This window comes from Saccharibacillus brassicae, assembly GCF_006542275.1.
In the GTDB taxonomy this organism is placed as follows: Bacteria; Bacillota; Bacilli; order Paenibacillales; family Paenibacillaceae; genus Saccharibacillus; species Saccharibacillus brassicae.
On the sequence record NZ_CP041217.1, the window covers coordinates 4439916 to 4461155 of the forward strand.

Annotated in this window: 26 protein-coding genes; 17 read left to right on the forward strand and 9 right to left on the reverse strand. The window is 51.3% G+C overall.

Going from position 1 to position 21240, the window contains the following annotated elements; all coding sequences use genetic code 11:
• Positions 1-34: 34 nt before the first annotated feature.
• From FFV09_RS18430 to metG, 4 genes are all read left to right on the forward strand, one after another.
• A complete protein-coding gene (locus tag FFV09_RS18430) occupies positions 35-475 on the forward strand; it encodes a thiol-disulfide oxidoreductase DCC family protein (protein WP_141449188.1) in 441 nt (146 codons plus the stop codon).
• A gap of 35 nt (positions 476-510) precedes the next feature.
• Positions 511-699 (forward strand): hypothetical protein, encoded by a 189-nt coding sequence (locus FFV09_RS18435; protein ID WP_141449189.1) that lies wholly within the window; start codon positions 511-513, stop codon positions 697-699.
• A gap of 194 nt (positions 700-893) precedes the next feature.
• A complete protein-coding gene (locus FFV09_RS18440) occupies positions 894-1478 on the forward strand; it encodes an IS5 family transposase (protein ID WP_141449190.1) in 585 nt (194 codons plus the stop codon).
• 1102 nt (positions 1479-2580) lie between these two features.
• The gene (metG, locus tag FFV09_RS18445; protein ID WP_141449191.1) at positions 2581-4602 is read left to right on the forward strand and encodes a methionine--tRNA ligase; all 2022 of its coding nucleotides are present in this window, start codon (positions 2581-2583) and stop codon (positions 4600-4602) included.
• A gap of 1450 nt (positions 4603-6052) precedes the next feature.
• On the opposite strand, the gene FFV09_RS18450 is transcribed toward metG, so the two are convergent.
• Both FFV09_RS18450 and FFV09_RS24575 read right to left on the reverse strand, forming a co-directional pair.
• Positions 6053-6358, reverse strand: a complete 306-nt coding sequence (locus FFV09_RS18450; protein WP_141449192.1) for a hypothetical protein — start codon at positions 6356-6358, stop codon at positions 6053-6055.
• 423 nt (positions 6359-6781) lie between these two features.
• A protein-coding gene (locus FFV09_RS24575; RefSeq protein ID WP_425472328.1) for an IS5 family transposase occupies positions 6782-7503 on the reverse strand; the annotation gives its coding sequence in 2 pieces (ribosomal slippage) (positions 6782-7206 and positions 7206-7503; 723 coding nt in all).
• 119 nt (positions 7504-7622) lie between these two features.
• Here FFV09_RS24575 and FFV09_RS18465 point away from each other — a divergent pair.
• The 8 genes from FFV09_RS18465 to FFV09_RS18500 all read left to right on the forward strand — a co-directional run bounded on the left by FFV09_RS18465 (position 7623) and on the right by FFV09_RS18500 (position 12786).
• On the forward strand, positions 7623-8222 hold the full coding sequence (locus FFV09_RS18465; RefSeq protein WP_246098380.1) for a DUF3885 domain-containing protein: 600 nt from the start codon (positions 7623-7625) through the stop codon (positions 8220-8222).
• A 137-nt stretch (positions 8223-8359) separates the two neighbouring features.
• Positions 8360-8818 carry a CDI toxin immunity protein gene (locus tag FFV09_RS18470; RefSeq protein ID WP_141449195.1) on the forward strand — a complete coding sequence of 153 codons (459 nt, stop codon included), beginning with the start codon at positions 8360-8362 and terminating at the stop codon, positions 8816-8818.
• 184 nt (positions 8819-9002) lie between these two features.
• Positions 9003-9524, forward strand: coding sequence for a GNAT family N-acetyltransferase (locus tag FFV09_RS18475; RefSeq protein WP_141449196.1), 522 nt, complete (start codon positions 9003-9005; stop codon positions 9522-9524).
• Between the two features lie 167 nt (positions 9525-9691).
• Positions 9692-10102 carry a hypothetical protein gene (locus tag FFV09_RS18480; RefSeq protein ID WP_141449197.1) on the forward strand — a complete coding sequence of 137 codons (411 nt, stop codon included), beginning with the start codon at positions 9692-9694 and terminating at the stop codon, positions 10100-10102.
• Positions 10103-10140: 38 nt separating this feature from the next.
• The gene (locus FFV09_RS18485) at positions 10141-10827 is read left to right on the forward strand and encodes a hypothetical protein (protein ID WP_141449198.1); all 687 of its coding nucleotides are present in this window, start codon (positions 10141-10143) and stop codon (positions 10825-10827) included.
• 175 nt (positions 10828-11002) lie between these two features.
• On the forward strand, positions 11003-11752 hold the full coding sequence (locus FFV09_RS18490; protein WP_141449199.1) for a hypothetical protein: 750 nt from the start codon (positions 11003-11005) through the stop codon (positions 11750-11752).
• A gap of 24 nt (positions 11753-11776) precedes the next feature.
• Positions 11777-12223 carry a hypothetical protein gene (locus FFV09_RS18495; protein ID WP_212635445.1) on the forward strand — a complete coding sequence of 149 codons (447 nt, stop codon included), beginning with the start codon at positions 11777-11779 and terminating at the stop codon, positions 12221-12223.
• A complete protein-coding gene (locus FFV09_RS18500) occupies positions 12220-12786 on the forward strand; it encodes a GNAT family N-acetyltransferase (RefSeq protein WP_141449200.1) in 567 nt (188 codons plus the stop codon). The genes FFV09_RS18495 and FFV09_RS18500 overlap by 4 nt, the downstream gene beginning before the upstream one ends.
• A gap of 262 nt (positions 12787-13048) precedes the next feature.
• Here the strand turns inward: FFV09_RS18500 and FFV09_RS18505 are convergent, their stop codons facing one another.
• On the reverse strand, positions 13049-13900 hold the full coding sequence (locus FFV09_RS18505; RefSeq protein WP_141449201.1) for an aldo/keto reductase: 852 nt from the start codon (positions 13898-13900) through the stop codon (positions 13049-13051).
• A gap of 181 nt (positions 13901-14081) precedes the next feature.
• Between FFV09_RS18505 and FFV09_RS18510 the strand changes: the two genes are divergently transcribed.
• Genes FFV09_RS18510 through FFV09_RS18525 form a run of 4 tightly spaced genes read left to right on the forward strand, consistent with a single transcriptional unit; the run spans position 14082 to position 15687 of the window.
• Positions 14082-14534: a MerR family transcriptional regulator gene (locus tag FFV09_RS18510; RefSeq protein ID WP_141449202.1), complete on the forward strand. Its 453-nt coding sequence runs from the start codon at positions 14082-14084 to the stop codon at positions 14532-14534.
• Positions 14491-14799, forward strand: a complete 309-nt coding sequence (locus tag FFV09_RS18515; RefSeq protein WP_141449203.1) for a hypothetical protein — start codon at positions 14491-14493, stop codon at positions 14797-14799. Before FFV09_RS18510 ends, FFV09_RS18515 begins: the two co-directional genes overlap by 44 nt.
• 40 nt (positions 14800-14839) lie before the next feature.
• A complete protein-coding gene (locus FFV09_RS18520; protein WP_141449204.1) occupies positions 14840-15370 on the forward strand; it encodes a hypothetical protein in 531 nt (176 codons plus the stop codon).
• Positions 15371-15372: 2 nt separating this feature from the next.
• Positions 15373-15687, forward strand: a complete 315-nt coding sequence (locus tag FFV09_RS18525; protein ID WP_141449205.1) for a type II toxin-antitoxin system HicB family antitoxin — start codon at positions 15373-15375, stop codon at positions 15685-15687.
• A gap of 110 nt (positions 15688-15797) precedes the next feature.
• Here FFV09_RS18525 and FFV09_RS18530 read toward each other — a convergent pair whose 3' ends face one another.
• The 6 genes from FFV09_RS18530 to FFV09_RS18555 form a co-directional block, all read right to left on the reverse strand.
• Complete coding sequence (locus FFV09_RS18530; RefSeq protein WP_246098381.1) at positions 15798-16685, reverse strand: hypothetical protein; 888 nt, start codon at positions 16683-16685, stop codon at positions 15798-15800.
• Complete coding sequence (locus tag FFV09_RS18535) at positions 16672-17709, reverse strand: M42 family metallopeptidase (RefSeq protein WP_141449206.1); 1038 nt, start codon at positions 17707-17709, stop codon at positions 16672-16674. Before FFV09_RS18535 ends, FFV09_RS18530 begins: the two co-directional genes overlap by 14 nt.
• 235 nt (positions 17710-17944) lie before the next feature.
• Positions 17945-18352 carry a LapA family protein gene (locus FFV09_RS18540; protein ID WP_141449207.1) on the reverse strand — a complete coding sequence of 136 codons (408 nt, stop codon included), beginning with the start codon at positions 18350-18352 and terminating at the stop codon, positions 17945-17947.
• Positions 18353-18434: 82 nt separating this feature from the next.
• Positions 18435-20237 carry an oligoendopeptidase F gene (gene pepF, locus FFV09_RS18545; protein WP_141449208.1) on the reverse strand — a complete coding sequence of 601 codons (1803 nt, stop codon included), beginning with the start codon at positions 20235-20237 and terminating at the stop codon, positions 18435-18437.
• A gap of 88 nt (positions 20238-20325) precedes the next feature.
• A complete protein-coding gene (locus tag FFV09_RS18550) occupies positions 20326-20505 on the reverse strand; it encodes a hypothetical protein (RefSeq protein ID WP_141449209.1) in 180 nt (59 codons plus the stop codon).
• A 6-nt stretch (positions 20506-20511) separates the two neighbouring features.
• Positions 20512-20745 carry a hypothetical protein gene (locus tag FFV09_RS18555; RefSeq protein WP_141449210.1) on the reverse strand — a complete coding sequence of 78 codons (234 nt, stop codon included), beginning with the start codon at positions 20743-20745 and terminating at the stop codon, positions 20512-20514.
• Positions 20746-20944: 199 nt separating this feature from the next.
• On the opposite strand from FFV09_RS18555, the gene FFV09_RS18560 reads away from it, so the two are divergent.
• Entirely contained in the window at positions 20945-21142 is a 198-nt protein-coding gene (locus FFV09_RS18560) for a cold shock domain-containing protein (RefSeq protein ID WP_018975236.1), read from the forward strand.
• The last annotated feature ends 98 nt before the right edge of the window (positions 21143-21240 follow it).

Consider the following 21240-nt stretch of genomic DNA (forward strand, 5'->3'; position numbering starts at 1 on the left):
ATATAAAATTTTGAATTAAAAGAGGGGAATGCAGATGGAACCGAAGTCCGAAATTCGAGCGGAAAACTCTTTTGTGGTGCTGATCGACGGAGTGTGCCATTTCTGCCAAGGAGCTGTTCAATTTATCGTCAAGCGTGATCCGAAAGGCACCTTGAACTTTGCATCTCTTCAGTCCGAACTTGGAAAGCGTCTGTCAGACGGCGAAGGATTCGAAGCATCCGGGGAACCGAATACGCTGGTGTTAGTTGAAAAGGGGCAGCGATACCTTCGCTCGAACGCCGCTTTGCGCATTGCGCGCAAGCTACGTTTTCCATGGCCGCTGCTGTATGCTTTGATTATCGTGCCCCGTCCGCTGCGTGATGCCGTATATCGCTATATCGCGCGCAATCGATATCGTTGGTTCGGAAAAGACGACGTTTGTCCGCTTCCTCCGCCGGGTGTGCGAGAGCGCTTTTTGGATACGGAACAGGCCTGAATGAAATCTCGGAACAAGATAAAAGGAGTTCAAGTATGCAGATCGTTGCAGGAGATCATACGGAATTCGATATTCGTTGTATGGTGATTTTGGGAGCTTATATGAAGCATTGGGGCATGCCTGAATGGAGAAAGAAGTTATGGGCAGTAGACAAATCCGATAAATCGAGCTTTACTATTTTCCTGCTGCCTCGGCTGATCTTCCGGCTCGCTTTGCCACGGTAGTCTTGTCCGCTTGTGCTTATGACCAATCCGGTACATGCATTGCATTGATGCCGAGTGGGCGCTGGAACCGGAATTGGGCGGGGAGTCGTTCGAGCGGGTATACGATTATCTGGCAGATCTGCTCGTTTGAATGCGGTCCTTTGGGTCGCGCGTACCGGAGTAGCTTAGCGTGATTTGCCCGACTATTATGAACCTTGGTCCTCCGCTTACAGCTTTTTCTGGCGACCGCAAAAGTCAGGAACCTGGGAGAAAATCTTGCAGCATTTCGCCATCGACCCGGACTTCGAACAGATGATGTTGGATATGACAATCGTACGCGTGCACCAACACGGCACAGGCGCAAAAGGGGGCAGCACAAGCAAGCGATCCGAAGATTAAGAGGCGGATTGACGACCAAAATCCAGGCGATCTTCGATGCGCTGGACAATCCGCTTCAATTTGAGCTGATACCTGGACAAGCACACGACTCGGTCAAAGGCTATGAAAGGATTTCCACGTTAGAGCTGGAAGATCATGAAGTTCCAGCTGATCGAGCGTATGACACGGATGCGATTCGAGAGCTTTTGCGTAACCAGAACGCAATCGCTGTCATTCCAAGTAAGAAAAATCGCCGCGTTAAGTCCGCGTATGACCGTAACGTTTATAAAGAAAGGCACTTGGTCGAATGCTTTTTCAACAAAGTCAAAAACTATCGACGCCTGGCCACTCGTTACAACAAGACAGCGAGCATGTTCAAGGCTTTTTTAGCTTTGATTTCGATTCGAATTCGGCTTAAATAAGTTTGCGTATACGCCCTAGAGCAACGCAAGTATTTAATTTCGTAGGGGAAATTTTATCAATACTTTAAATGGCTTGTGAAAAACATAGAATTGTCAACAACCTCTATTTTAAGTGATAACATAAGATTAATAATGAAATTCCGATTTCTTCACGGAAACCCTCGCTGGGGAACTGTAAAAAGGTTCAGTCATATTACCAAAAATACTGTTGATCGATACATTTCTTAGGGTATTAATTACGTTAATGAAACATTAAAATTAAAGGGTGAGATTTGCTGTCGTTCTGTGGTCAACATAGTATCAACGGTATAAGATTAAAATAGAGACATAGGGAGCAGCGCTCCCTATGTCTCTGCCCGCTGTCCCTTATTCCGGCAGTATCTTTGTTTATTCACAACCCATACTATTGCCGTCGCGATCAAGATGCTTGGCGCAGCCTGGTTCGCCCTAAGGATTGGATCGACCCCGCAGCACGAACAATTGTAATAGGGTGTCTTGGCGGTTAATTATATTCCGAATTTGATTCCCCATATCCTATCAGCCCAAAATCTATTTCGTTGGCTACTTTTAGATTGCTGGCTGCGACCTGGGCATGAGAGGATAGAAGAGACTCGTCATTCAAGTACAAGCTTGACACTGCAGCCTTTTCTTCGGTATATTTTATGTGTCTTTTTATAGCATGCTATACAATAACAATCCAAGGAACGGATGAGTAGAGGGTAGAAGCTAGCCTCAGAGAACCGGGTATGGCGCTGCAAACCGGTCTGGCAGAACCTATCGAAGATGGTCCGGGAGGAACTTTGCGCAAGCCATGGAGCTTTTGTCGCGGGATGGACGGTACAGGCCCAAAGCCGGTACGCGGGATCTGTGCGGCGGAACAAGCGAAGGGTAAACGTAGAGCGTGTTCCAGCGTTAATGGACGGTCTGTTCAGACCGGCAGAGCCTTCGATTCGCGAGAACGAAGGGAATGTGGGTGGTACCGCGTGAGCTTCCGGCTCTCGTCCCATTTCGGGACGGGAGCCTTTTTGCGTCTTCCGCTTTCATCTGTGTAGCAGTCTGCACAGCATAGATTCAAAAGGTCAGTTGACGAGGAGAGAAGAAAATGACGGAGAAAAAAAGCTTTTATATTACGACGCCGATCTATTATCCGAACGACAAACTGCACATCGGGCACACCTATACGACGGTAGCCGCCGATGCCATGTCCCGCTACAAACGGCTGCGCGGTTACGACGTTCACTTCCTGACGGGGACGGACGAGCACGGCCAGAAGATCGAACAGAAAGCGGAGAAAGCGGGCCAGACGCCGCTTCAGTTTATCGACGGATTCGTTGAAGGCATCCGCAGCCTATGGGACAAGCTCGATATTTCATATGACGACTTTATCCGTACGACGGAGGAGCGCCACATCAAGGTTGTCCAGGATATTTTTGAACGGCTGCTGAAGCAGGGGGATATCTACAAAGGCGAATACGAAGGCTGGTACAGTATTCCCGACGAAACCTATTATACCGAGACACAGCTGGCCGACGTCGTACGCGACGAGAACGGCAAAGTAATCGGGGGCAAGAGCCCTGAGAGCGGACACCTGGTTGAGCTCGTCAAGGAAGAATGCTACTTCTTCAAAATGAGCAAATATGCGGATCGCCTGCTGAAATACTATGAAAATAACCCGGAGTTTATACAGCCGGAGTCGCGCAAAAACGAAATGGTCAACAACTTTATCAAGCCGGGTCTCGAAGACCTCGCGGTCTCGCGCACAACCTTCAAGTGGGGCGTTCCCGTGAAAAGCGATCCGAAACATGTCATATACGTCTGGATTGACGCGCTGTCGAACTATATCACGGCGCTCGGATACGGTTCGGAAGATCCGTCGCTGTTCGAGAAATACTGGCCGGCGGACGTTCACCTCCTAGGCAAGGACATTCTGCGCTTCCATACGATCTATTGGCCGATCATGCTGATGGCGCTGGATTTGCCGCTGCCGAAGAAGGTGTTCGGACACGGTTGGTTCCTGACCCGCGAAGGCAAGATGTCCAAATCCAAAGGCAATGTCGTTGATCCGGTGAAGCTGATCGACCGTTACGGCTTGGACGCGCTGCGCTACTATGTGCTTCGTGAAGTACCGTTAGGCTCGGACGGCCAGTTCACGCCGGAGAGCTTCGTCGAGCGGATTAACTCCGATCTCGCGAACGACCTCGGGAATCTGCTGAACCGCACCGTCGCAATGGTCGACAAGTACGTCGGCGGCAAAGCTCCGGCTTACCGCGGACAAGTTACCGAATTCGACGGAACGCTCGAAGAGGCGGCGGCTCTGGCCGTAGAGAAGGTCGAGAAAGCGATGGACAACATGGAGTTCTCCGTCGCGCTGACCGCGATCAGCCAGTTCGTCAGCCGGACGAACAAATACATCGATGAGACCCAGCCGTGGGTCATCGACAAGGACGAGAACCGCAGGAACGAGCTCGAATCGGTCATGCTGCACCTGATCGAAAGCCTACGCATCGCTTCGATTCTGCTGCAGCCGTTCCTGACCCGCGCACCGAAAATGATCTGGACCCAGCTTGGCATCGAAGGCGAACAAGCCGCCGGATGGAGAACGTGGGATTCCATCAAAATCTTCGGGGCTATCGCCGAAGGCACTCCGCTACAGAAGGGCGATCCGATTTTCCCGCGTCTGGACGTCGAGATCGAAGTGGCTCACATCGTCGAATCGATGAGCGGCGGCGTATCGGCACAGTCGGCTGCGCAAGCTGAGCAACCCGAGGCTCAATCTCCGGTGGAAGCACCGGAAGCGAAGGAAGAGATCGGCATCGATGACTTCGCAAAGATCGAACTGCGCGTAGCGCAGATTATTGCCTGCGAGCCGGTCAAGAAAGCCGACAAGCTGCTGAAGCTGCAGATCGATCTCGGGTTCGAGCAGCGTCAGGTCGTCTCCGGTATCGCAAAGTTCTACACACCGGGGGAACTGATTGGACGCAAGGTCATCTGCGTCACGAACCTGAAGCCAGTCAAACTTCGCGGCGAAGAATCGCGCGGCATGATTCTCGCCGCTTCGCACGGCGACCAATTGACGCTCGCCACCGTGCCGGATTCCATGCCCAATGGTGCTATTGTTAAGTAGTCGCAATGATAAATTTGAAATGCCTTATACGGTCCTTATATAAAAATTAGAGGTACGAAGTCGGCTTCTCCACTAACTGGAGAAGCCGGATTTTTACTATATCAATCTGATCGTAATAAGAAGTCAAATCAGCTACTCTTAAAAGGGACGATCGATAAAGTTTTTTGTCTGATGGCATTGATCGAGTATATTGATAGTAAAGGATTTGATCAAAAGAAAAGACTTGTTGACTTGAACTTTACTTATTTTATTAAAGAAATAATTCTAAGCTAATTGAAACAAAAGCAGCCAATCAAGGTGTTTATCTTTGATTGGCTGCTTTTTCGTTAGACAAGAACTTTCCGATATTCTTACTGGGCTTTTTATCGTTCTGAGTCTTTGGATTGAAAAGGGTGCTGCTCGCAAAAGATCATATAATTACATTTAACAAACTGACATTGTTTTTCCACAACCGACTACTCTTGTCATTGCTGCTCCGACAGTACTATTTATATACCGAACCTATGTTACTAGAATTTGATACAATGTTCTTATAACGTTCTGTACCAGAAAGTAGCAAGACATTTTGCATCGAAGCGGAAAAGGGAAGAAAGTGCGGAAAAGCCTTATAAGTCAAGCGTTTAAAGCTCTTTTCGTAGAAGTTACGGTTACACGATTGGCGGTTCAATGCAAAGTGAGTCATTAGCGGAAAGTGAGAATGGCTTAATGGTGCGGAATTTAGCTATTTTTGATGCAGGGGTCTTATCTGAACGTAGTGGGATATGAAGGAATAACAGCGTTCACTTTTCGGGTGATTTCAATGGTCTTATCTGAACGTAGTGGGATATGAAGTAACAAAGTGTGTCTCATCTTCTGACCAAGCGGTGGTTTTATCTGAAAGTAGTAGGATATCAGCTCTTTTCCATAATGTAAGTTTTTGTTTTCGGCTATTGTAATATGTCGTCGGTAGAAACATCACTATCATAATACACATGTTTTAGAAAATGATATAGTATAGGGATACATCGCCACCCTCGCAGTAGTCGGACCGGCTCGATTCAGACGCGAACAAAAGGGCGCCGTGTCGATCTAGAATACGCATCATCCATTGCAAATCCGAACGACGCTCGGAACGTGGCCAGGGCTAGCGAAAGGTGTGCGCCTGCGGGCCATAGGGGAATCCAATCTGAGACCGGAGCCGACCTATACTGGACACCTGCGTACATCCAGCGCTTCCATCAGATCCCGACGCCTGATAGCCCATCGCCGTGGCGGAAGTGCAGCAGCATGTCCGGATCAATCAGTTCTGACCGTGTGTCAGAAAAGGCGGCGATCCCCGGCAGCTGCAGACTTGGCCGACGTCCAAGACGAGCAGAGAAGCTAAAACTACGGAAAATGGCGCTGCTGGAGATTGATCGAAAAGCAAAAAAGTCATCGAGATAAGAGTACACCCTTGTCCCAATGACTTTTTCTATACCAACTTTACATTTTTATCAATAAAGAACCCATCTGCATTTTGCGAGACGTTGCAACCTAATTCCTCTAACTTATATGCAACTTCTTTAGCATACTTACCCGAAATGAAAGCAATATTTTTTGTATTAGATTCTCTCCGCGATTCTAGTGCAGAAAAGGATGTAAAAATTTGTTTGATTGTATATGTCTTATGTTTAGAATCCATCGCGCTTATTTCCATTTCATTTCCGTCGGCATCGATCCACAATCCCTCATCTGCAAACACGCCCGCGTACGATCTTTTAAAATCTCTATCATTCATATGTTTATATCTCCTTTTAGGTGAATATGCTACTTCAATTTTTGGATGTGGCCAAGCCGGGCGAAAGGAGCATAGACATGGCGCTGCGAAACAGAATAGAAAAGAGTTTTGAAAATCTCTACTATTATATGCTATGGTACAAACTAAATTAATCTGCTCTTACTTTATTCCCTTTTGGGGAGGGGGATAAGGGGGAGGGGCCTTTGTTCAAGTATCGAGATGATCAAAATGAAGGGTAAATGCAGGTAGTAACGCCTAAAAAGGGGGTTTTGATTAATGCGCAGTATAAAAATACTACGCATTATATTTAAACTGAAAAAGATCAGAAAAAGGAGAAAGTATGCCTTATTTCTACACAACATACAACTCTTTTTCGCTGCCGAGCAAGCATTTTAAGAACTTTACTAGGGCCTGTACGCAAACCTATTTAAGCCAGATCCGAATCGAAATTAAAGCTAAAAAAGCCTTGAACATGCTCGCTGTCTTATCATAACGAGTCGCTAGGCGTCGGTAGTTTTTCATTTTATTGAAAAAGCACTCGACCAAGTGCCGTTCTTTATAGACGCTACGGTCGTAAGGCTGCTTCACACGGCGATTTCTCTTGCTGGGAATCACAGCGATTGCGTTTTGTTCCCTTAAAAGAGTCCGAATCGCATCCGTATCGTAAGCACGATCGGCTAAAACCTCACGGTTTGACAGGTCGAACTGAGATAGCATTTCGTATCCTTTGACCGAGTCGTGAGCTTGCCTCGGCGTCAGCTCGAACTTGAGCGGATTGCCCAGCGCATCGAAGATCGCCTGGATTTTGGTTGTCAATCCGCCTCTTGATCTTCCGATCGCTTGCTTGTGCTGCCCCCTTTTGCGCCCGTTCCATGCTGACGAACGCGCACAATCGTCGTATCGAGCATCATTTGTTCGAAGTCTGGTTCAATGGCGACATGTTCCAAGATTTTGTCCCAGGTTCCCGATTTCTGCAATCGCCAAAAGAAGCTGTAAGCTGAAGACCAAGACCCGTAATAATCCGGTAAATCTCGCCAAGCCGCTCCGGCACGAGCGACCCAAAGAACGGCATTCAGTCGGTGTCTTCGGTCTTGAGGTGGACGTCCTCCCTGAGTTTTTCGAGTCGGTGGCAAGAAAGATTCGATAGCGTTCTATTCCTCGTCGGTTAAATCATATCGTCGTCTCATCTCTTTAATTTAACAGATTTGAGCGCTCTCTTGAAGTTTGCGTACAGCCCCTAATGAAAAAAGAGATAATAAAATATTTGAACAGTAATTTCCCGAACTTGAGGGGTAAAGTACATCTTAGATTTGAACTTGGAGAACCTTTTCCAAACGGATCAAACCGAAGAATCAAACAAGTGAATAAAAGAGTGGTCACGATATTCGAAGAGATTTTTGACCAAGATGATTTTATTTTTTTATACATTAAAGACTGGGAAGATCGAGAAGATCCTATGTTTGGAAATACCACACCCGAATATCTCTACGAGCTGCTTGATGGAAAAGTCATCGAAGAGGAGGTCGGCTTTGAACTAGATGAAGATGAGGACGAACTAGGAAACACGATTGAAATAAAAAATGAATGTCAAATTAAAATCTTAAATGGAGTGGTCTCTTCATTTCCTTATCGCAAAATCCTTGAAGGGATTAGTCATTACGAACAGGGAAGAGAGCCATCACTAGGTCAAAGTGTATTTTTCATCAGCAAGAATAAGGGCATTCTATTTCACATGTATGATGATAGAGGTTGTATCATTCATTCAAACTCGAAGAAACATTTAAGACCGCTGTATATGAAATATAATGATTGGATTGTGGACTATTGGAGAGGTTACTTTGACGGAGTGTTCAAGGAAGAGTGATACAGCGTCTAACATCATATTCACGCTGCGGACATCTATCCTTGGCCCGGCATTCGCCGGACACCCAGCATACGCTGGGTCGTGAATACAGGAACGTTATGGGGAATTGACCAAAGAACTATTGTGAGGGATAAATCGTGAAGGATCTAAAAAGAAAGCGAAGACTTGAGGTATTACTTGAAAGAAACAAATCAAGAAATAAAGAGAAAGATACAAGTGTAGCACTTGAAGAGTGTCTGATCGCGCTAGGCAGCGACGTGATTGTTTGGAGTGATAAGAAAACAAAAGAAATCTATCAATCATTTGAAGATGAATTGAAAATCACTTCGTATGGACGCATAGAATGGGATCTCTATGCAGAGTATGAAGAGATCGATAAAAACACGTTTGAAAATCGATATGCGAATGAAGAAGACAGTCAGTATTTATTATGGAACTATGGATCCGATCCTGTAATCGAAGCAAAGATGAGTCAGATTGTCAAAAGCTTGGATGAGGTAACTTCCGTGTGTCCAGATGTATGGATCTATCAAAAAAATAAACGGATTATTGAAATCTTTCATGATGGAATAATAAGAGTTCTAAATAAGATTTAAGGACAAAAAAGGATTCGAAGGTAACTCAAAGAAGAGGCCAACATCCCCTAACATCATATTCACGCTGCGGGCATACGCCCTTGGCCCGGCACTCGCCTGTCACTCGACATACGTCGAGTCGTGAATACAGAAACATTGTGCGCAATACCCTAAATTCAAAAAAACATTAAAGGGGAAATTTATTATGAACAATCTTAGATTAACAAAACCTCAAATAGAATTAAAAAAGGAATATTTATCTTTTTATTTGGAATGGAAAGAATCCGGTGAGGATATGGTTCCTTGGGTTATTAATAAAGATCCAAGTGATTTCCAAGCTATGTTGAAATCGTTATGGGATAGTGAGAATGGGATTGATTTGCCGGATGGATGGGTCTCAGATTCAACATTTTGGCTTGTGAATAGCGTAGATAAAGTGTTAGGTGCAGTTAATATAAGGCATAGACTTACCGAAGATTTAATGAATGCCGGTGGTCATATTGGTTATGGGATTCGTCCATCTGAACGTCGTAAGGGTCTCGCAACAAAGTTATTAGAACTATCTCTTACTGAAGCAAAAAAACTAGGTATAGAAAATGTCTTGGTTGTCTGTGATGCAGGAAATATAGGGTCTGCCAAAACCATTATTAAAAACAGTGGAGAACCGGATTTAGATTTTATTGAAGAGGATGGAAACGTAATAAAAAGATATTGGATAAAAAACTAGTGTATGAAAGATAATTCGGGGAAGAGGGTACTGCACATAACAGAATATGCACGCTGCGTACACTCCTATTCGAACCCAAACCAGCCGCAGACCTCCACACGCCTAACCTTAAATCGAATAAAGTAATACCACTTAAAAAACCACCCCTACAACAGGAGAACTCCCTATTGAACCTAAACCACCAGCAGCTGCTATTCAGCCTATTCCACGACGGGACTCTATTCAATATCAGCAAAAGCGGCAGTGACTACTTGTTCTCCATAGACATTCCATACCTGGCAGAACGCCTGAATCCTGATTACAGTTTCTTCACCCTCAAGCTTTCCCAGACTCAGGAGTTCTTTTTCCAGCAGGATACGTCGAATCAAGTCGTGGAAGATCTCGATGAACTCAATCGAATGCAATTGGAAATTTTAAAAACAGACTCGACAGGGAGCAAGATCAAAGTATTTTGTACCGATGGTCCAAATGAGCATTTTGGTTTTTTACATATTAAGACGGAAGACATTCAAATCTATGATCCGAAAAACCGGCGCTTAGAACTTGTAGAAGTCGAACAGGAAGCACGAAATTACTGACAGGAGTTTGGTGAACGAAGCAGAAACGGAGGTACAAAGTGAACCTATTTCACGAAGCCGAACGGGTAATCTTGCAACCGAATCAGAGGCAGCCTGCCCTGAATACGCCTCTTGGGAGTCTCGCGTTCTCGCTGACGGTCTCCGGTCAAACGTATCTACCGAGTCACTATGGGGCGCTTCAACAGGGGGGTTCTTTTTACCACTATGAGTCTGATACTTTTGATTGCGAACTGGTTCTTTGCAGGCCTGCGCTTGATGCTCGTCTGTCGCTTGCCCTGCAGGAGTGTTGGGGAGCGGTGTTCCGAATCAAGTCGCATGCTCCTACGACAATCCGCGGATGCGGTTTTTCGGCGTTCTGGCAGGAAGGCTTCAGCTGGAGCGAATCTGGATCGGACACCGGGGAACATCTCGAAGCTGTCGTGTACGAGAACCCGGAATATCGGCTGCATTTGGGCACCCAAGACGGCCACATGTTGATGATAAGAAAACATCGTGGAGACCGGATTCCGCAATCGCTGAATTTGGAATCCGATTTCGAACAACATGGGTTGATTACAAGTTCCGAGCAGGGGATTGAAGTGCCGATGACAGAGATCGAGCCGCATGAGACGTGTCAGATCCATTTCGTTGCGGCCTGGACCCGGAATATGGAAGAGGACAATTCGACGTGGCTTGCCGTAGATCAGCTTGCGGCGAACATTTTGCACACAGAAGGACTTTTGTAGTTCTTTTCCAAGCCTGCATCAAAGATCTGGTTCTCGTCTCCATCGCGGAAAATTACATCGATCAGAAGAAATTGAGCGTAACGAACAGAAGCGAGGTTGCGTCTACCTTTTAAGCAAAAAAGCCTTTCCTGAAGCTTACCTATGCACTACCGAACGTAAAAAGGAGGTTCCATCCATGTCCAACCATATGACGGCAATCGGCTTCGACGTACACTCGGAGGAAGATTTTGAAGAGGTGGCCGAGTATGCTTACGAGACAGGCGAGAGTATCGAGACGGCGCGGGGGACTTACTTGCGGGTGCGAGCGGGTTCGGGGATCGAGATCTGGCTGCAAATGAATACGGAGCAGCAGGTGATCGGGCTCAACCCGCATTACGAAGGTTCTTCCCGCTTCAAGGTCAGGCTGACCGACGAGATTATCCGCAGCGAAGGCAGCGAGCTGGATGGGACTTTTCATGTGTGGGCGGAATTCGACGGGGAAACGGAGGAGTCGGGCTCGTATCCGTTTGTATTCGAGATGCCAAACCGGGCCGTGTACGGAGACGTACAGCTGCCTCGGAGCGTGAGCATTCAACTGACCGCTTTTGCGCATGAACTTAGCGTATTTGACAACGAGGAGCATTTTCACGTTTCCCAGCAGCAGGCAGAAGTGAAGTTTGCGGCGGAATCGTTTATTCCTACCGGGTTGTTCGGCGAAGCAGACGAACCGGGCTCGATGGCGATGTTCACGGGTCAAGTGGTGGAGAGCGCCTGGATCACGAACGAACAGACGGGTAAAGACTTCCATTGGGCGTTGGTGCGAACGTTGGGCGGCGAGATCGACGTGGTAGCGGATCGGGAGACGTTGGAGGCTGACATCCCGGTCGGCGGTATTGTCTCCGGTACGTTCTGGTTAAGTGCCAAAATCATGGAAGAGTCAGCCTAATCCGAAAAGGAGTGGGGATGCAAGATGAAAACATTATACAGGCCGGTCGGGCTTACCGAAATGCAGTTGATTCTGGACAAGGGTCTCCAGGGCTTTCCGCCGCGTCTGCCGGATCAACCGATCTTCTATCCGGTGTTGAACAAGCCGTATGCGGACCGGATCGCCGGGGAGTGGAACACGCAGGACCGCTTTTCGGGATTTGTCGGGTTCGTGACGGAATTCGCGGTGAAGAGCCCGTTTATCGATCGGTACGAAGAGCAGATCGTAGGCGCTAGGCAGCACGCGGAGCTGTGGATTCCGTCAGACGAATTGGAAGAGATGAACGCGAATATCGAAGGCGGAATCCGGATCGTCGACGTTTTCTGCGGATCGCCTCATACAGAACTGACGCCGGCAGAGATGCCTCTGGACGCTCAAGCGCTCGCAGAACTCCTTGCCCGATTACACACGAACTTGGAGGGAAATCCATGAAGCGGATTGAAGCAGCTTTCCATCCTTTTCCTATCCTGGAGACCGATCGCACCCGGCTCCGGCCGATCTCCCACGACGATGTCGAAGACATGTATGCCTACTGTTCCAACCCGGACGTCGCGAGACATACGACCTGGGAAGCGCATCGGAGTCCGGAAGATACGCGGCAGTTTATCGATTTTATCGCCAGCCGCTACGAACCGGGGCAGGTCGGCGTGTGGGGCATCGAAGACCGGGCTTCCGGGCGGCTGATCGGCACCTGCGATTTCGTGTCGTGGAGCAGCGCGCATGCCCGGGCGGAAGTCGGCTACGCGTTGTCGGCGGAGTTCTGGAACCGGGGCATCATGACGGAAGTCGTGGGCCGGGTGCTGGAGTTCGGTTTCCACGAGCTGGACTTGGAGCGGATCGAAGCCAAATGTCTGACGGAGAACCCGGGCTCGGCCAAAGTAATGGAGAAGGCGGGCATGCAGTTTGAAGGGATTTTGAGAAAATACGCGAATATCAAGGGCGAGTTCAAGGATTTGAAGTTGTATTCGATTCTTAGGGAAGAGTTCGAGGCATGAAGCGCAGTCCAAGTCCATTTCGGGAAAAGAGGGCGGACATGAAAAAGAATAAAATGATCCTTAATTTGATTTTATCTTTTCTGACGGGACTGCTCGCTTTTTACTTGGTCACGCGCACGATCACTCCCGTCGCCGTGTTCGCTTGTTTGGCTGCGGTGCCAAATAGATCAAAGGCTCCGGGCGTGGAACTGTCCCGGAGCCTTTTTTCCAAACCGATCTCAAAGCGTCTCCCTATGCTGAACCGGAAGTCTCACTGCTTCCCTTACAGCTCGACCCGCAGCGTCCCCAGCATCTTGGCGGCTTCCGGATCGAGATGCGACAGAAACAGGCTTGCGTTCGTATCCAGCGCCGCAATCTGCTTCAGGTCTTCCGCGCTTAATTCGAAATCGAAAATGTCGAAATTCTCGACGATCCGCTCTCGGCGTACCGACTTCGGGATGACGACGATATTTTGCTGAATCAGCGAACGCAGTACGACTTGGGCGACGGACTTGCCGTATTTGTGCCCGATCGCGGTCAGCGTCTCGTTGGCGAACAGATTGTTGCGTCCTTCGGCGAGCGGACCCCACGATTGATGCTGGACGCCCACGCTTTGCATGAACGCCGCATTTTCTGCCTGTCGATGGAACGGATGCGTTTCGATCTGGTTGACGGCCGGGACGACCTCGTTGTGCACGATCAGGTCCATCAGGCGATCGGGATGGAAGTTGCTGACTCCGATCGCTTTGATGCGGCCTGCGCGGTACAGCTCTTCCATCGCGCGCCAGGCCCCGTAGTAATCGCCGAACGGCTGGTGAATGAGGTACAGATCCACGTATTCGAGCTGAAGCTTGTCCAACGACTTGGCAAAAGCTTGTTTGGCGCTCTCATAGCCGGCATCTTGAATCCAGAGCTTGGTCGTGATAAAAAGTTGTTCGCGCGGAATGCCGCTGCGTCTGATCGCGCGTCCCACAGCCTGCTCGTTCAGGTAACCGGCAGCGGTGTCGATCAGGCGATAGCCGGCCATCAGCGCTTCGTATACGGCGTTCTCGCACTCTTCGGCATCCGGAATCTGGTATACGCCGAAGCCGAGAATCGGCATCCGGACTCCGTTGTTTAACGTGACGGTTTGCATAATGAATTCCTCCAGAAATCGGGATATTAAAGGTTCAACGGCCGCGGCCTGTACAGGGGCGGGAGTAGGGACGAAAGCATTTCTTCCGCGGCCGTTTTGCTTTACAATAAGTCTAGACCCTTCGTGTAACACGAAGGCAAGCGTTTTTTTTGGATTTTTTTAGGCCGGGGAGGAACTTCATATGTACACAGTCAAAGAAGCGGCCATGCTGACGGGACTGACCGAGCACGCCGTACGCTTTTATACGGATAAAGGTTTGGTCCCGAGCGTGCGTCGCAATGAACATAACGCGCGGCTGTTCGACGAAGAATCGGTCAACTGGCTGTATGGGGCAAGATGCCTCAAGCGTTCGGGGCTGCCGATCGAGACGATCAAGCACTACGTCGAACTGTGCCAGGAAGGCGATTCGACGGTCCCCGAGCGATACATCATGATGCAGCAGTACCGGGAAGAAGCACTCGTGCAGGTAGAAGAAGCCAAGCTGCGCCTCATGCACATGGAACAGAAGATTGCCCATTACGAGGAAATTATGGAGAATCAGGTTGCGGATATCACCAATCCGTCCACCTGGGAGAAAGGGAGGAAGTTCAATGAACCAGCGTCTTCGAATCACAAGATCGATGCAGGAAAATAACGCGGAACCGGCGATCTCGTTGGAGGAATGCCGAACGTACTTCGCATCCAAGCCCGAGTTTGTCTATTCCCATACACTGACGGTCCAGGGAGCGGACAGCACCCTGTCGATCGAAGGAGATTTTTTCATGTGGAAGCGGGGAGAGACGGAGACTCCTTTTCGGCTGTATCAGGGCGATTTGTACGCAGCCGTGTCGGACGAAGCGGTCGTGCCCAAGATGATCGAGATTGCGACGGATCTGCGGGCGGACATCGTGGAAGGGTAACCGGTATAGCCGCGATCGGGCATAAGAAGGAGGAAGGACCATGACTCGTAACCGCCTGATCCGGGCGCTGGCCGTCGTGACGGCAATCGTGCGGAAAATCGTGAAGTTCGCGATCTTTGCCGTGGTGTTTCTTTTTCTTGCTTTTTGCTCGCTGTATATTATTTTTCCGGTGTGGAACGAGGCCCATATGTACACATTCGGCCAACAGTTGAGAAAAGCGCCGCTGCCGGAAGACACCGTCTTTGTCGAGATGCAGTCCGCGGTCGGCAAACTGAACGGTAACGGCAACGGCATCGATTTTTTCGCGGGGATGCTCGTTCGAAGCGATCTCAGCCTCAGCGAATTGATCGATTATTATGATTCGGTTTCTTTTGCGGGCGCCAAAGACGACGAACATACGGCCGAGATCCAGGTGATCAAAGCGAACAGCGACGAGCTGCACTCGAAGTACCTGGAACGCCGCGACCTCAAGTTCCGCAAACTGCGCTCGACCGAAGATTTCTCCGGGTATTACTTCGTGAACCTGTACGACGGCGGGTATGAAGCGGTGTTTGATTTGAGGGGGAATTGAGTATGCCAGATTTTTTGGAAAAGGGAAATAAAAAAGACGTATATCGCTACTGGGCACTGCTGGACAGCACTGAAGAAGGAGTTTCGGTAAGTTTTCCGGATCTGCCCGGATGCGTGACGTTCGGAGAGACCGACGAGGAAGCTCATGCCGAAGCCCGCGAAGCGCTCGAAGGTTTTATGTACGAACTGGAAACGGATGGAGATCCTATTCCGAATCCTTCACTCCTTGAGACCATTCTCAAGCAGGCCGATCCGGGAGAGGCTGCCATCGAAGTTCAAGTCGATATGCCGGTTGTACGCGAAGCTATGGGATCTTAATTCCTCTTGGTGTATCCCGCGAAAATCGATTCACGACAAAAAACCTTCAATCCGCTCTCGGCGGTAATAAAGGTTTTTTTGGATAGCAGCTCTCCCGGATGCCGCCAGAATTACTCCTCCGAAGAGACCGCGATCATCTGCACGACCATCCGTCCGTCGCCCGGCAGCAGGACTTCTTCGGCGTTCATCTGCGAAGAACCGTCGCCGTCGAGGAAGATGCCTTCGCGTCCTTCGCCGGGAACACCCGCCAGCAGCGCCGCGCGGAACTCCGCAGCGGTGCACGGTTCCGGCGTGACGATCAGCCACAGCTGCCCGGCGTCGTTGTAGACGAGAGCGGAGCGCAGGCGTTCATCTTCCGCAAAAGGCAGATGCTCCCGCGTACTCTGGTCTTCCCAGACGTCTTCGTCCGCCAGATTGAGGCTGACCCCGCCCTGGGCGAAATAGTCGCTGCGGTCGCTGACCGCAAGCTCGTCCGCCGACGAGACCACCTGCACCGAGAACGCCCGCTTCGCGCCGTCCCAGACGAGCGTGCCCCGGGCGTATTTGGCGTTGAACCAGCCCGAACCGTAAGCGCCGCGGCCGCCGTGTACCGGTTGGTCGTCCGTGACGGCGACCGAGAGCAGCGACTCTTCGTAAAAGAAACCGCCGTTGATCCCGTAAGCCGGAATCTGCTTGAGCGGAAGTTGGTCCGCGCGCAGCACGATGTCATCCGGCGACACGGCCAGCATATGCAGCTTGGGCAGTCCGGGCGCGCCGGCTTCCGCGTACGTATAACGCTTAGGCAGGCCGTCGAAGACGTGCGGCGGCTTCGCGGCGGGAGCGAGCCGCAGCCAGACGGCAGCCGCAGCCGACAAAGCAAGCAGCGCAAGCAGCGTGAAGATCACGCGACGGCGCAGTCTGCGGCGGTCTCCGGTACCCGGAGCGTGCAGATCCGTATTGGCGCGTGCCTCGTTCCCGCGTTCTCTGCGAGGCCCTTCGGCGTCGTTACGCCCGGACATACGCGCACAGCAGGCGCGCCGTGCCGATGACGGCGCGCGTATGCGTGCGCTCCATCGAGTGCGAAGCGTGCACGCCCGGGCCGATCAGGGCGGCGCGGATATTGCTGCCGCCGCGCAGGGCGGCCGAAGCGTCGGAGCCGTAGAACGGATAAATGTCGACGGCGTGTTCGATCTGCTGCGCTTCGCACAGCTCGATCAGCTTGCCGGTCATGTGGTAATCGTACGGACCGGACGAGTCTTTGGCGCAGATCGAGACGTCGGTCTCTTTGCACGTCAGGTCGTCGCCCATGCAGCCCATGTCGACGGCGATCAGCTCGGCGATGTCCGCCGGGATATAGGCGGTGCCGTGGCCGACTTCCTCATAGTTGGAGATGAGGATCTTGACATTGCGCTTGGGCTTCCAGCCTTCGCGCTTGGCGGATTCCAGCAGGCCGAACAGAGCCGCGACGCTCGCTTTGTCGTCGAGGTGGCGGGACTTGATATAGCCGCTCTCCGTCACGACGGCGCGCGCTTCGAACGAGATGTAATCGCCGGTGCGAATGCCGAGCGCTTCGACGTCTGCGCGCGAAGAGACGAGTTCGTCGATCCGCACTTCCATATGTTCTTCCGAACGCTTGAAGTCGCGGGCGTCGGCGTAGACGTGCACCGAAGGATGCTGGGTGAGGATCGTACCGGTATAGGTACGGCCGCCGCGCGTATGGATCACGCAGTATTCGTTCTCGATACTGGACATGGCGAAGCCGCCGAGCGACGTGAGCTTCAGCGTGCCGTGCGGCGTGATCGAGCGGACCATGGCGCCGAGCGTGTCCACGTGGCCGCTCAGGCCGACGGTGTAGTCGTCGGCTTCGCCTTCCATGCTGATGATCGCGCCGCCTTTTTCGTTAAAGGTGACCGGGAAGCCGAGACTTTCCGCTTCTTCGCGGATCAGGTCGATGATGTGATGGGTGTAGCCGGTCGGGCTCGGGGTGTCGAGCAGCTTTTGGAGCAGGGTGACTACGTATTGTTCGTCGATATGTACCGTCATGATAGACAGACCTCCAATAAGGATAAGATAGGTTGAGGATAAGATAGGTTCGGGATAAAAAAAGCGCGGCGGCCCGGCGAATGACCGCGCGCGGCCGCCGCTGCATAAGCAAGAAGAAAACCGCTCCCTATAAAGGGCGGCGGTTTTCGGTTTGATGCGCTTCAACTCCGGATCGGATTACGGATCGGAGGTCTTGCCCGGCGACATGCCCGGCAGCCCGGGAATCGTCCGCGGCTTACAGCTTGTTCAGCTTGTCCGAACGGAAACCGCGGGATTCGGGCTCGCGGTCCAGATCGCCCGAGATCGGCTCAAGCGGAGTCGGGTCCGCCGATACGGTCGGTTCGTTGTAAGCCGGCGGCGACATCGAAGAAGCGACGGAAGGAGCCGCCGGCTGCGTGCGCAGCTGTTCGTTCTCCAGACGGAGCTTCTTCACTTCGCGCTGCGTCTTGAACAGGCGGTATACGCCGAACATTCCGACGGCAAGTCCGCCGAACAGGGCGCTGCCGAGAATGAGCAGGACCAGCGGTACGTCCGCATAACCGAACAGGAAGTTGACTTCCGCCGGGTTGACGTTAATGACCGCGAAGACGGCCACGATGACCGCGAAGATCAGCATCAAAATCAAAGACCATTGAGCTTTCATGATTGAGTCATTCCCCTTTCGCTACGTTGCTTATTAGCATCATTAGCCGAAAGGGGGGGCTTTGACGCAGGAAGCTTTGCCCTTATTCGGACAGCTGTTCCATTTGCTCGATCAGCGCTTCGAATACGCTCATCGCTTCGCGTACCGGCTCGCGGGACGACATGTCCACGCCGGCTTTTTGCAGGATGTTGATCGAATAATCGCCGCCGCCGCTTTTGAGGAAGCTCAGGTAGCGTTCGACCGCCGGCGCGCCTTCGTCGAGAATCTGCTTGGAGAAGCTCGTCGCGGCGGAGAAGCCGGTCGCGTATTTGTATACGTAGAAGCTGTTGTAGAAATGGGGGATACGCGCCCATTCCATCTCGATATCGCGGTCGACGACCATGTCCGGGCCGTGGTACTGCACGTTCAGGTCGTAATAGATGCTCGAGAGATCCTGCGGTGTCAGCGATTCTCCGGCTTCCGTGCGCGCGTGGATGATCTTCTCGAACTCGGCGAACATCGTCTGGCGGAACACGGTCGTGCGGAACTGATCGGCGTAATACGTCAGCAGGTACATTTTTTCTTTGGGATCGGTCGCTTTTTTGAGCAGGTAATCCATCAGCAGCGCTTCGTTGGTCGTCGAGGCCACTTCGGCCAGGAAGATCGTGTACTGCGCGTCGCGGTACGTCTGCGTGTTGTCCGAATAATACGAGTGCAGCGCGTGTCCCATCTCGTGGGCCAGCGTGAACATGCTGTTCAGGTTGTCCTTGTGGTTGAGCAGCACGTAAGGATGCACGCCGTAAGCACCGGACGAATACGCGCCTGTCCGCTTGCCTTCGTTTTCGTAGATGTCGATCCAGCCTTCCTTGAAGCTGTTCTCCAGCACTTGAAGGTAATCGGCGCCGAGCGGCTGCAGGCCGTCGATGACGGTCTGTTTGGCTTCGTCGTACGTGATGTCCATTTTGAACTCGTCCACGAGCGGAGCGAACAGATCGTACATATGCAGCTCGTCCACACCCATGAGCTTTTTGCGCAGCCGCATGTAGCGGTGCAGAATCGGCAGGCTTTCGTGGATCGAATCGACCAGATTGTCGTAGACGGACACCGGAACGTTGTCGCCGTACAGCTTCATTTCAAGCACGGACGGATATTTGCGCGCGCGGGCGTAGAACATATTCTTGTTCACGTTGGCCGTCAGCGAAGCGCCGATCGTGTTCTTGAGCTTGGCGTACGTGCCGTATACGGCCTGGAAAGCCCGGCGGCGCACATCGGCGTTCGCGCTCTCCAGAAATTGAATGTAGCTGCCGTGCGTCAGTTCGACTTCGCTGCCGTGCTCGTCTTCGATGTTCGGGAACTTGAGATCGGCGTTGTTGAGCATGCCGAAAATGTTCTGCGGCGCCTGCGACAGATTGCCGACCTGCGCGAGCAGCGCTTCTTCGGCGCCCGACAGCACATGCGCTTTTTCCCGCTTCATCTCCTGCAGCGTGAACCGGTAAGCCTTGAGCGATTCGTCGTCGATCAGACGGTCGAGTTCCGCGTCGTCGAGCGACAAAATCTCCGGCGTGATGAACGACATCGCTTCGCCGGCGTCGACCAGCAGCTTGCGGCCTTTTTGCGTCAGCGCCTGATACGTCGGGTTGGCGGTATCCTGGTCATGGTACAGATGCGTGTACACGTACAGCTGTTCCAGCTTCAGCGAGACTTCGTCTTCGAACTTGAAGCAGGCGCCGATATTCGAGGCATCGCTCAATTTGCCGCGGAATTCCTCGAACTTTTTCAACTGCGCCTTGGTCTCTTCGTAAGTATCGTCCCAGGCTTCCTGATCGGCGAACAGATCGGTCAGCTTCCATTGATGGTCGGGAGACACTTCGCTTCGTTTCGGCAGTGTTTTGGGCGTTGTACTCATTGTGTGGACCTCCTCGGGATCGGCAATCGGATATACGGAACGGGAAATCGGAAAAAGGCTTGGGACAAATCGCAGCAAAAAGGCCCGGTTAGGAGCCCATGCTGAACAGCGTATAAGCCGTCAGGACGAAAGAAATCAACAGCATGACGGCTGCCGCGGTCGCAAGGCCGCGCTTCAGCTTCGGGGGGATCGTGTCTTTATAAAAAACGACGACGCCGCCCAGCAGCAGGGTCAGGATCAGCAGAGCGGCGATGTTGGTCGTGTTCATGCAAGCTTACACGGCCTTGAGGGCGTCGATGATGCTCTGACGCTCTTCGTCGCTGCCTTCGAACTTTTCCGGGTCGAACCGGCGCTCCGCCCAGTCCATCATGGCCGGACGGCTCAGGAACTTGTGCGTTTCTTCGCCCCATTGGTCGGAGATTTCGCGCAGGACGAGCTGGCGGCCGTGCACTTCGACCGTCATCATGTTCCAGTTGTCGGTTTTGTAGATGGTATGCTTTTTGATCATGTTAACCATTCCTCGTTTCGAATCGTTTCTGAGCGAAATTCTGTCCAAATCTAACGTTTTCTATCTAAAATCATACCCTACCCGTCAAGGCAAAAGCAACGCCTTATGGAGGGGTGAGTTTTCAATTGCCAAAGTTTTTGGCTTGCAGTATAATAACGATACTCACCACAGATGGTGATATTTTTAGGAGGTTGTTCACTTGAAAGGTACAGTTAAATGGTTTAACGCAGAAAAAGGTTATGGTTTCCTTTCCGTAGAAGGCGGCGAAGACGTATTCGTACACTTCTCGGCAATCCAGGGCGACGGATTCAAGACGCTTGACGAAGGTCAAGAAGTCGAATTCGAAATCACCGACGGCAACCGCGGACCGCAAGCAGCTAACGTAATCAAACTGTAAGAATTTTTCTTACCCGATTTGATAACATAGCACACCCAGGCACAGCTCCTACACGGGGTTGTGCCTTTTTGCGTGGGTAGCCAGGACTGCGCAAGCTT

Excerpts from the sequence above, each read along its gene's own strand:
- FFV09_RS18430 (WP_141449188.1), top strand. The coding sequence starts at position 35 with ATGGAACCGAAGTCCGAAATTCGAGCGGAAAACTCTTTTGTGGTGCTG.
- FFV09_RS18435 (WP_141449189.1), top strand. The coding sequence starts at position 511 with ATGCAGATCGTTGCAGGAGATCATACGGAATTCGATATTCGTTGTATG.
- metG (WP_141449191.1), top strand. The coding sequence starts at position 2,581 with ATGACGGAGAAAAAAAGCTTTTATATTACGACGCCGATCTATTATCCG.
- FFV09_RS18450 (WP_141449192.1), bottom strand. The coding sequence starts at position 6,358 with ATGAATGATAGAGATTTTAAAAGATCGTACGCGGGCGTGTTTGCAGAT.
- FFV09_RS18475 (WP_141449196.1), top strand. The coding sequence starts at position 9,003 with ATGAACAATCTTAGATTAACAAAACCTCAAATAGAATTAAAAAAGGAA.
- FFV09_RS18490 (WP_141449199.1), top strand. The coding sequence starts at position 11,003 with ATGTCCAACCATATGACGGCAATCGGCTTCGACGTACACTCGGAGGAA.
- FFV09_RS18495 (WP_212635445.1), top strand. The coding sequence starts at position 11,777 with ATGAAAACATTATACAGGCCGGTCGGGCTTACCGAAATGCAGTTGATT.
- FFV09_RS18500 (WP_141449200.1), top strand. The coding sequence starts at position 12,220 with ATGAAGCGGATTGAAGCAGCTTTCCATCCTTTTCCTATCCTGGAGACC.
- FFV09_RS18505 (WP_141449201.1), bottom strand. The coding sequence starts at position 13,900 with ATGCAAACCGTCACGTTAAACAACGGAGTCCGGATGCCGATTCTCGGC.
- FFV09_RS18510 (WP_141449202.1), top strand. The coding sequence starts at position 14,082 with ATGTACACAGTCAAAGAAGCGGCCATGCTGACGGGACTGACCGAGCAC.
- FFV09_RS18515 (WP_141449203.1), top strand. The coding sequence starts at position 14,491 with ATGAACCAGCGTCTTCGAATCACAAGATCGATGCAGGAAAATAACGCG.
- FFV09_RS18520 (WP_141449204.1), top strand. The coding sequence starts at position 14,840 with ATGACTCGTAACCGCCTGATCCGGGCGCTGGCCGTCGTGACGGCAATC.
- FFV09_RS18525 (WP_141449205.1), top strand. The coding sequence starts at position 15,373 with ATGCCAGATTTTTTGGAAAAGGGAAATAAAAAAGACGTATATCGCTAC.
- FFV09_RS18530 (WP_246098381.1), bottom strand. The coding sequence starts at position 16,685 with ATGTCCGGGCGTAACGACGCCGAAGGGCCTCGCAGAGAACGCGGGAAC.
- FFV09_RS18535 (WP_141449206.1), bottom strand. The coding sequence starts at position 17,709 with ATGACGGTACATATCGACGAACAATACGTAGTCACCCTGCTCCAAAAG.
- FFV09_RS18540 (WP_141449207.1), bottom strand. The coding sequence starts at position 18,352 with ATGAAAGCTCAATGGTCTTTGATTTTGATGCTGATCTTCGCGGTCATC.
- pepF (WP_141449208.1), bottom strand. The coding sequence starts at position 20,237 with ATGAGTACAACGCCCAAAACACTGCCGAAACGAAGCGAAGTGTCTCCC.
- FFV09_RS18550 (WP_141449209.1), bottom strand. The coding sequence starts at position 20,505 with ATGAACACGACCAACATCGCCGCTCTGCTGATCCTGACCCTGCTGCTG.
- FFV09_RS18555 (WP_141449210.1), bottom strand. The coding sequence starts at position 20,745 with ATGATCAAAAAGCATACCATCTACAAAACCGACAACTGGAACATGATG.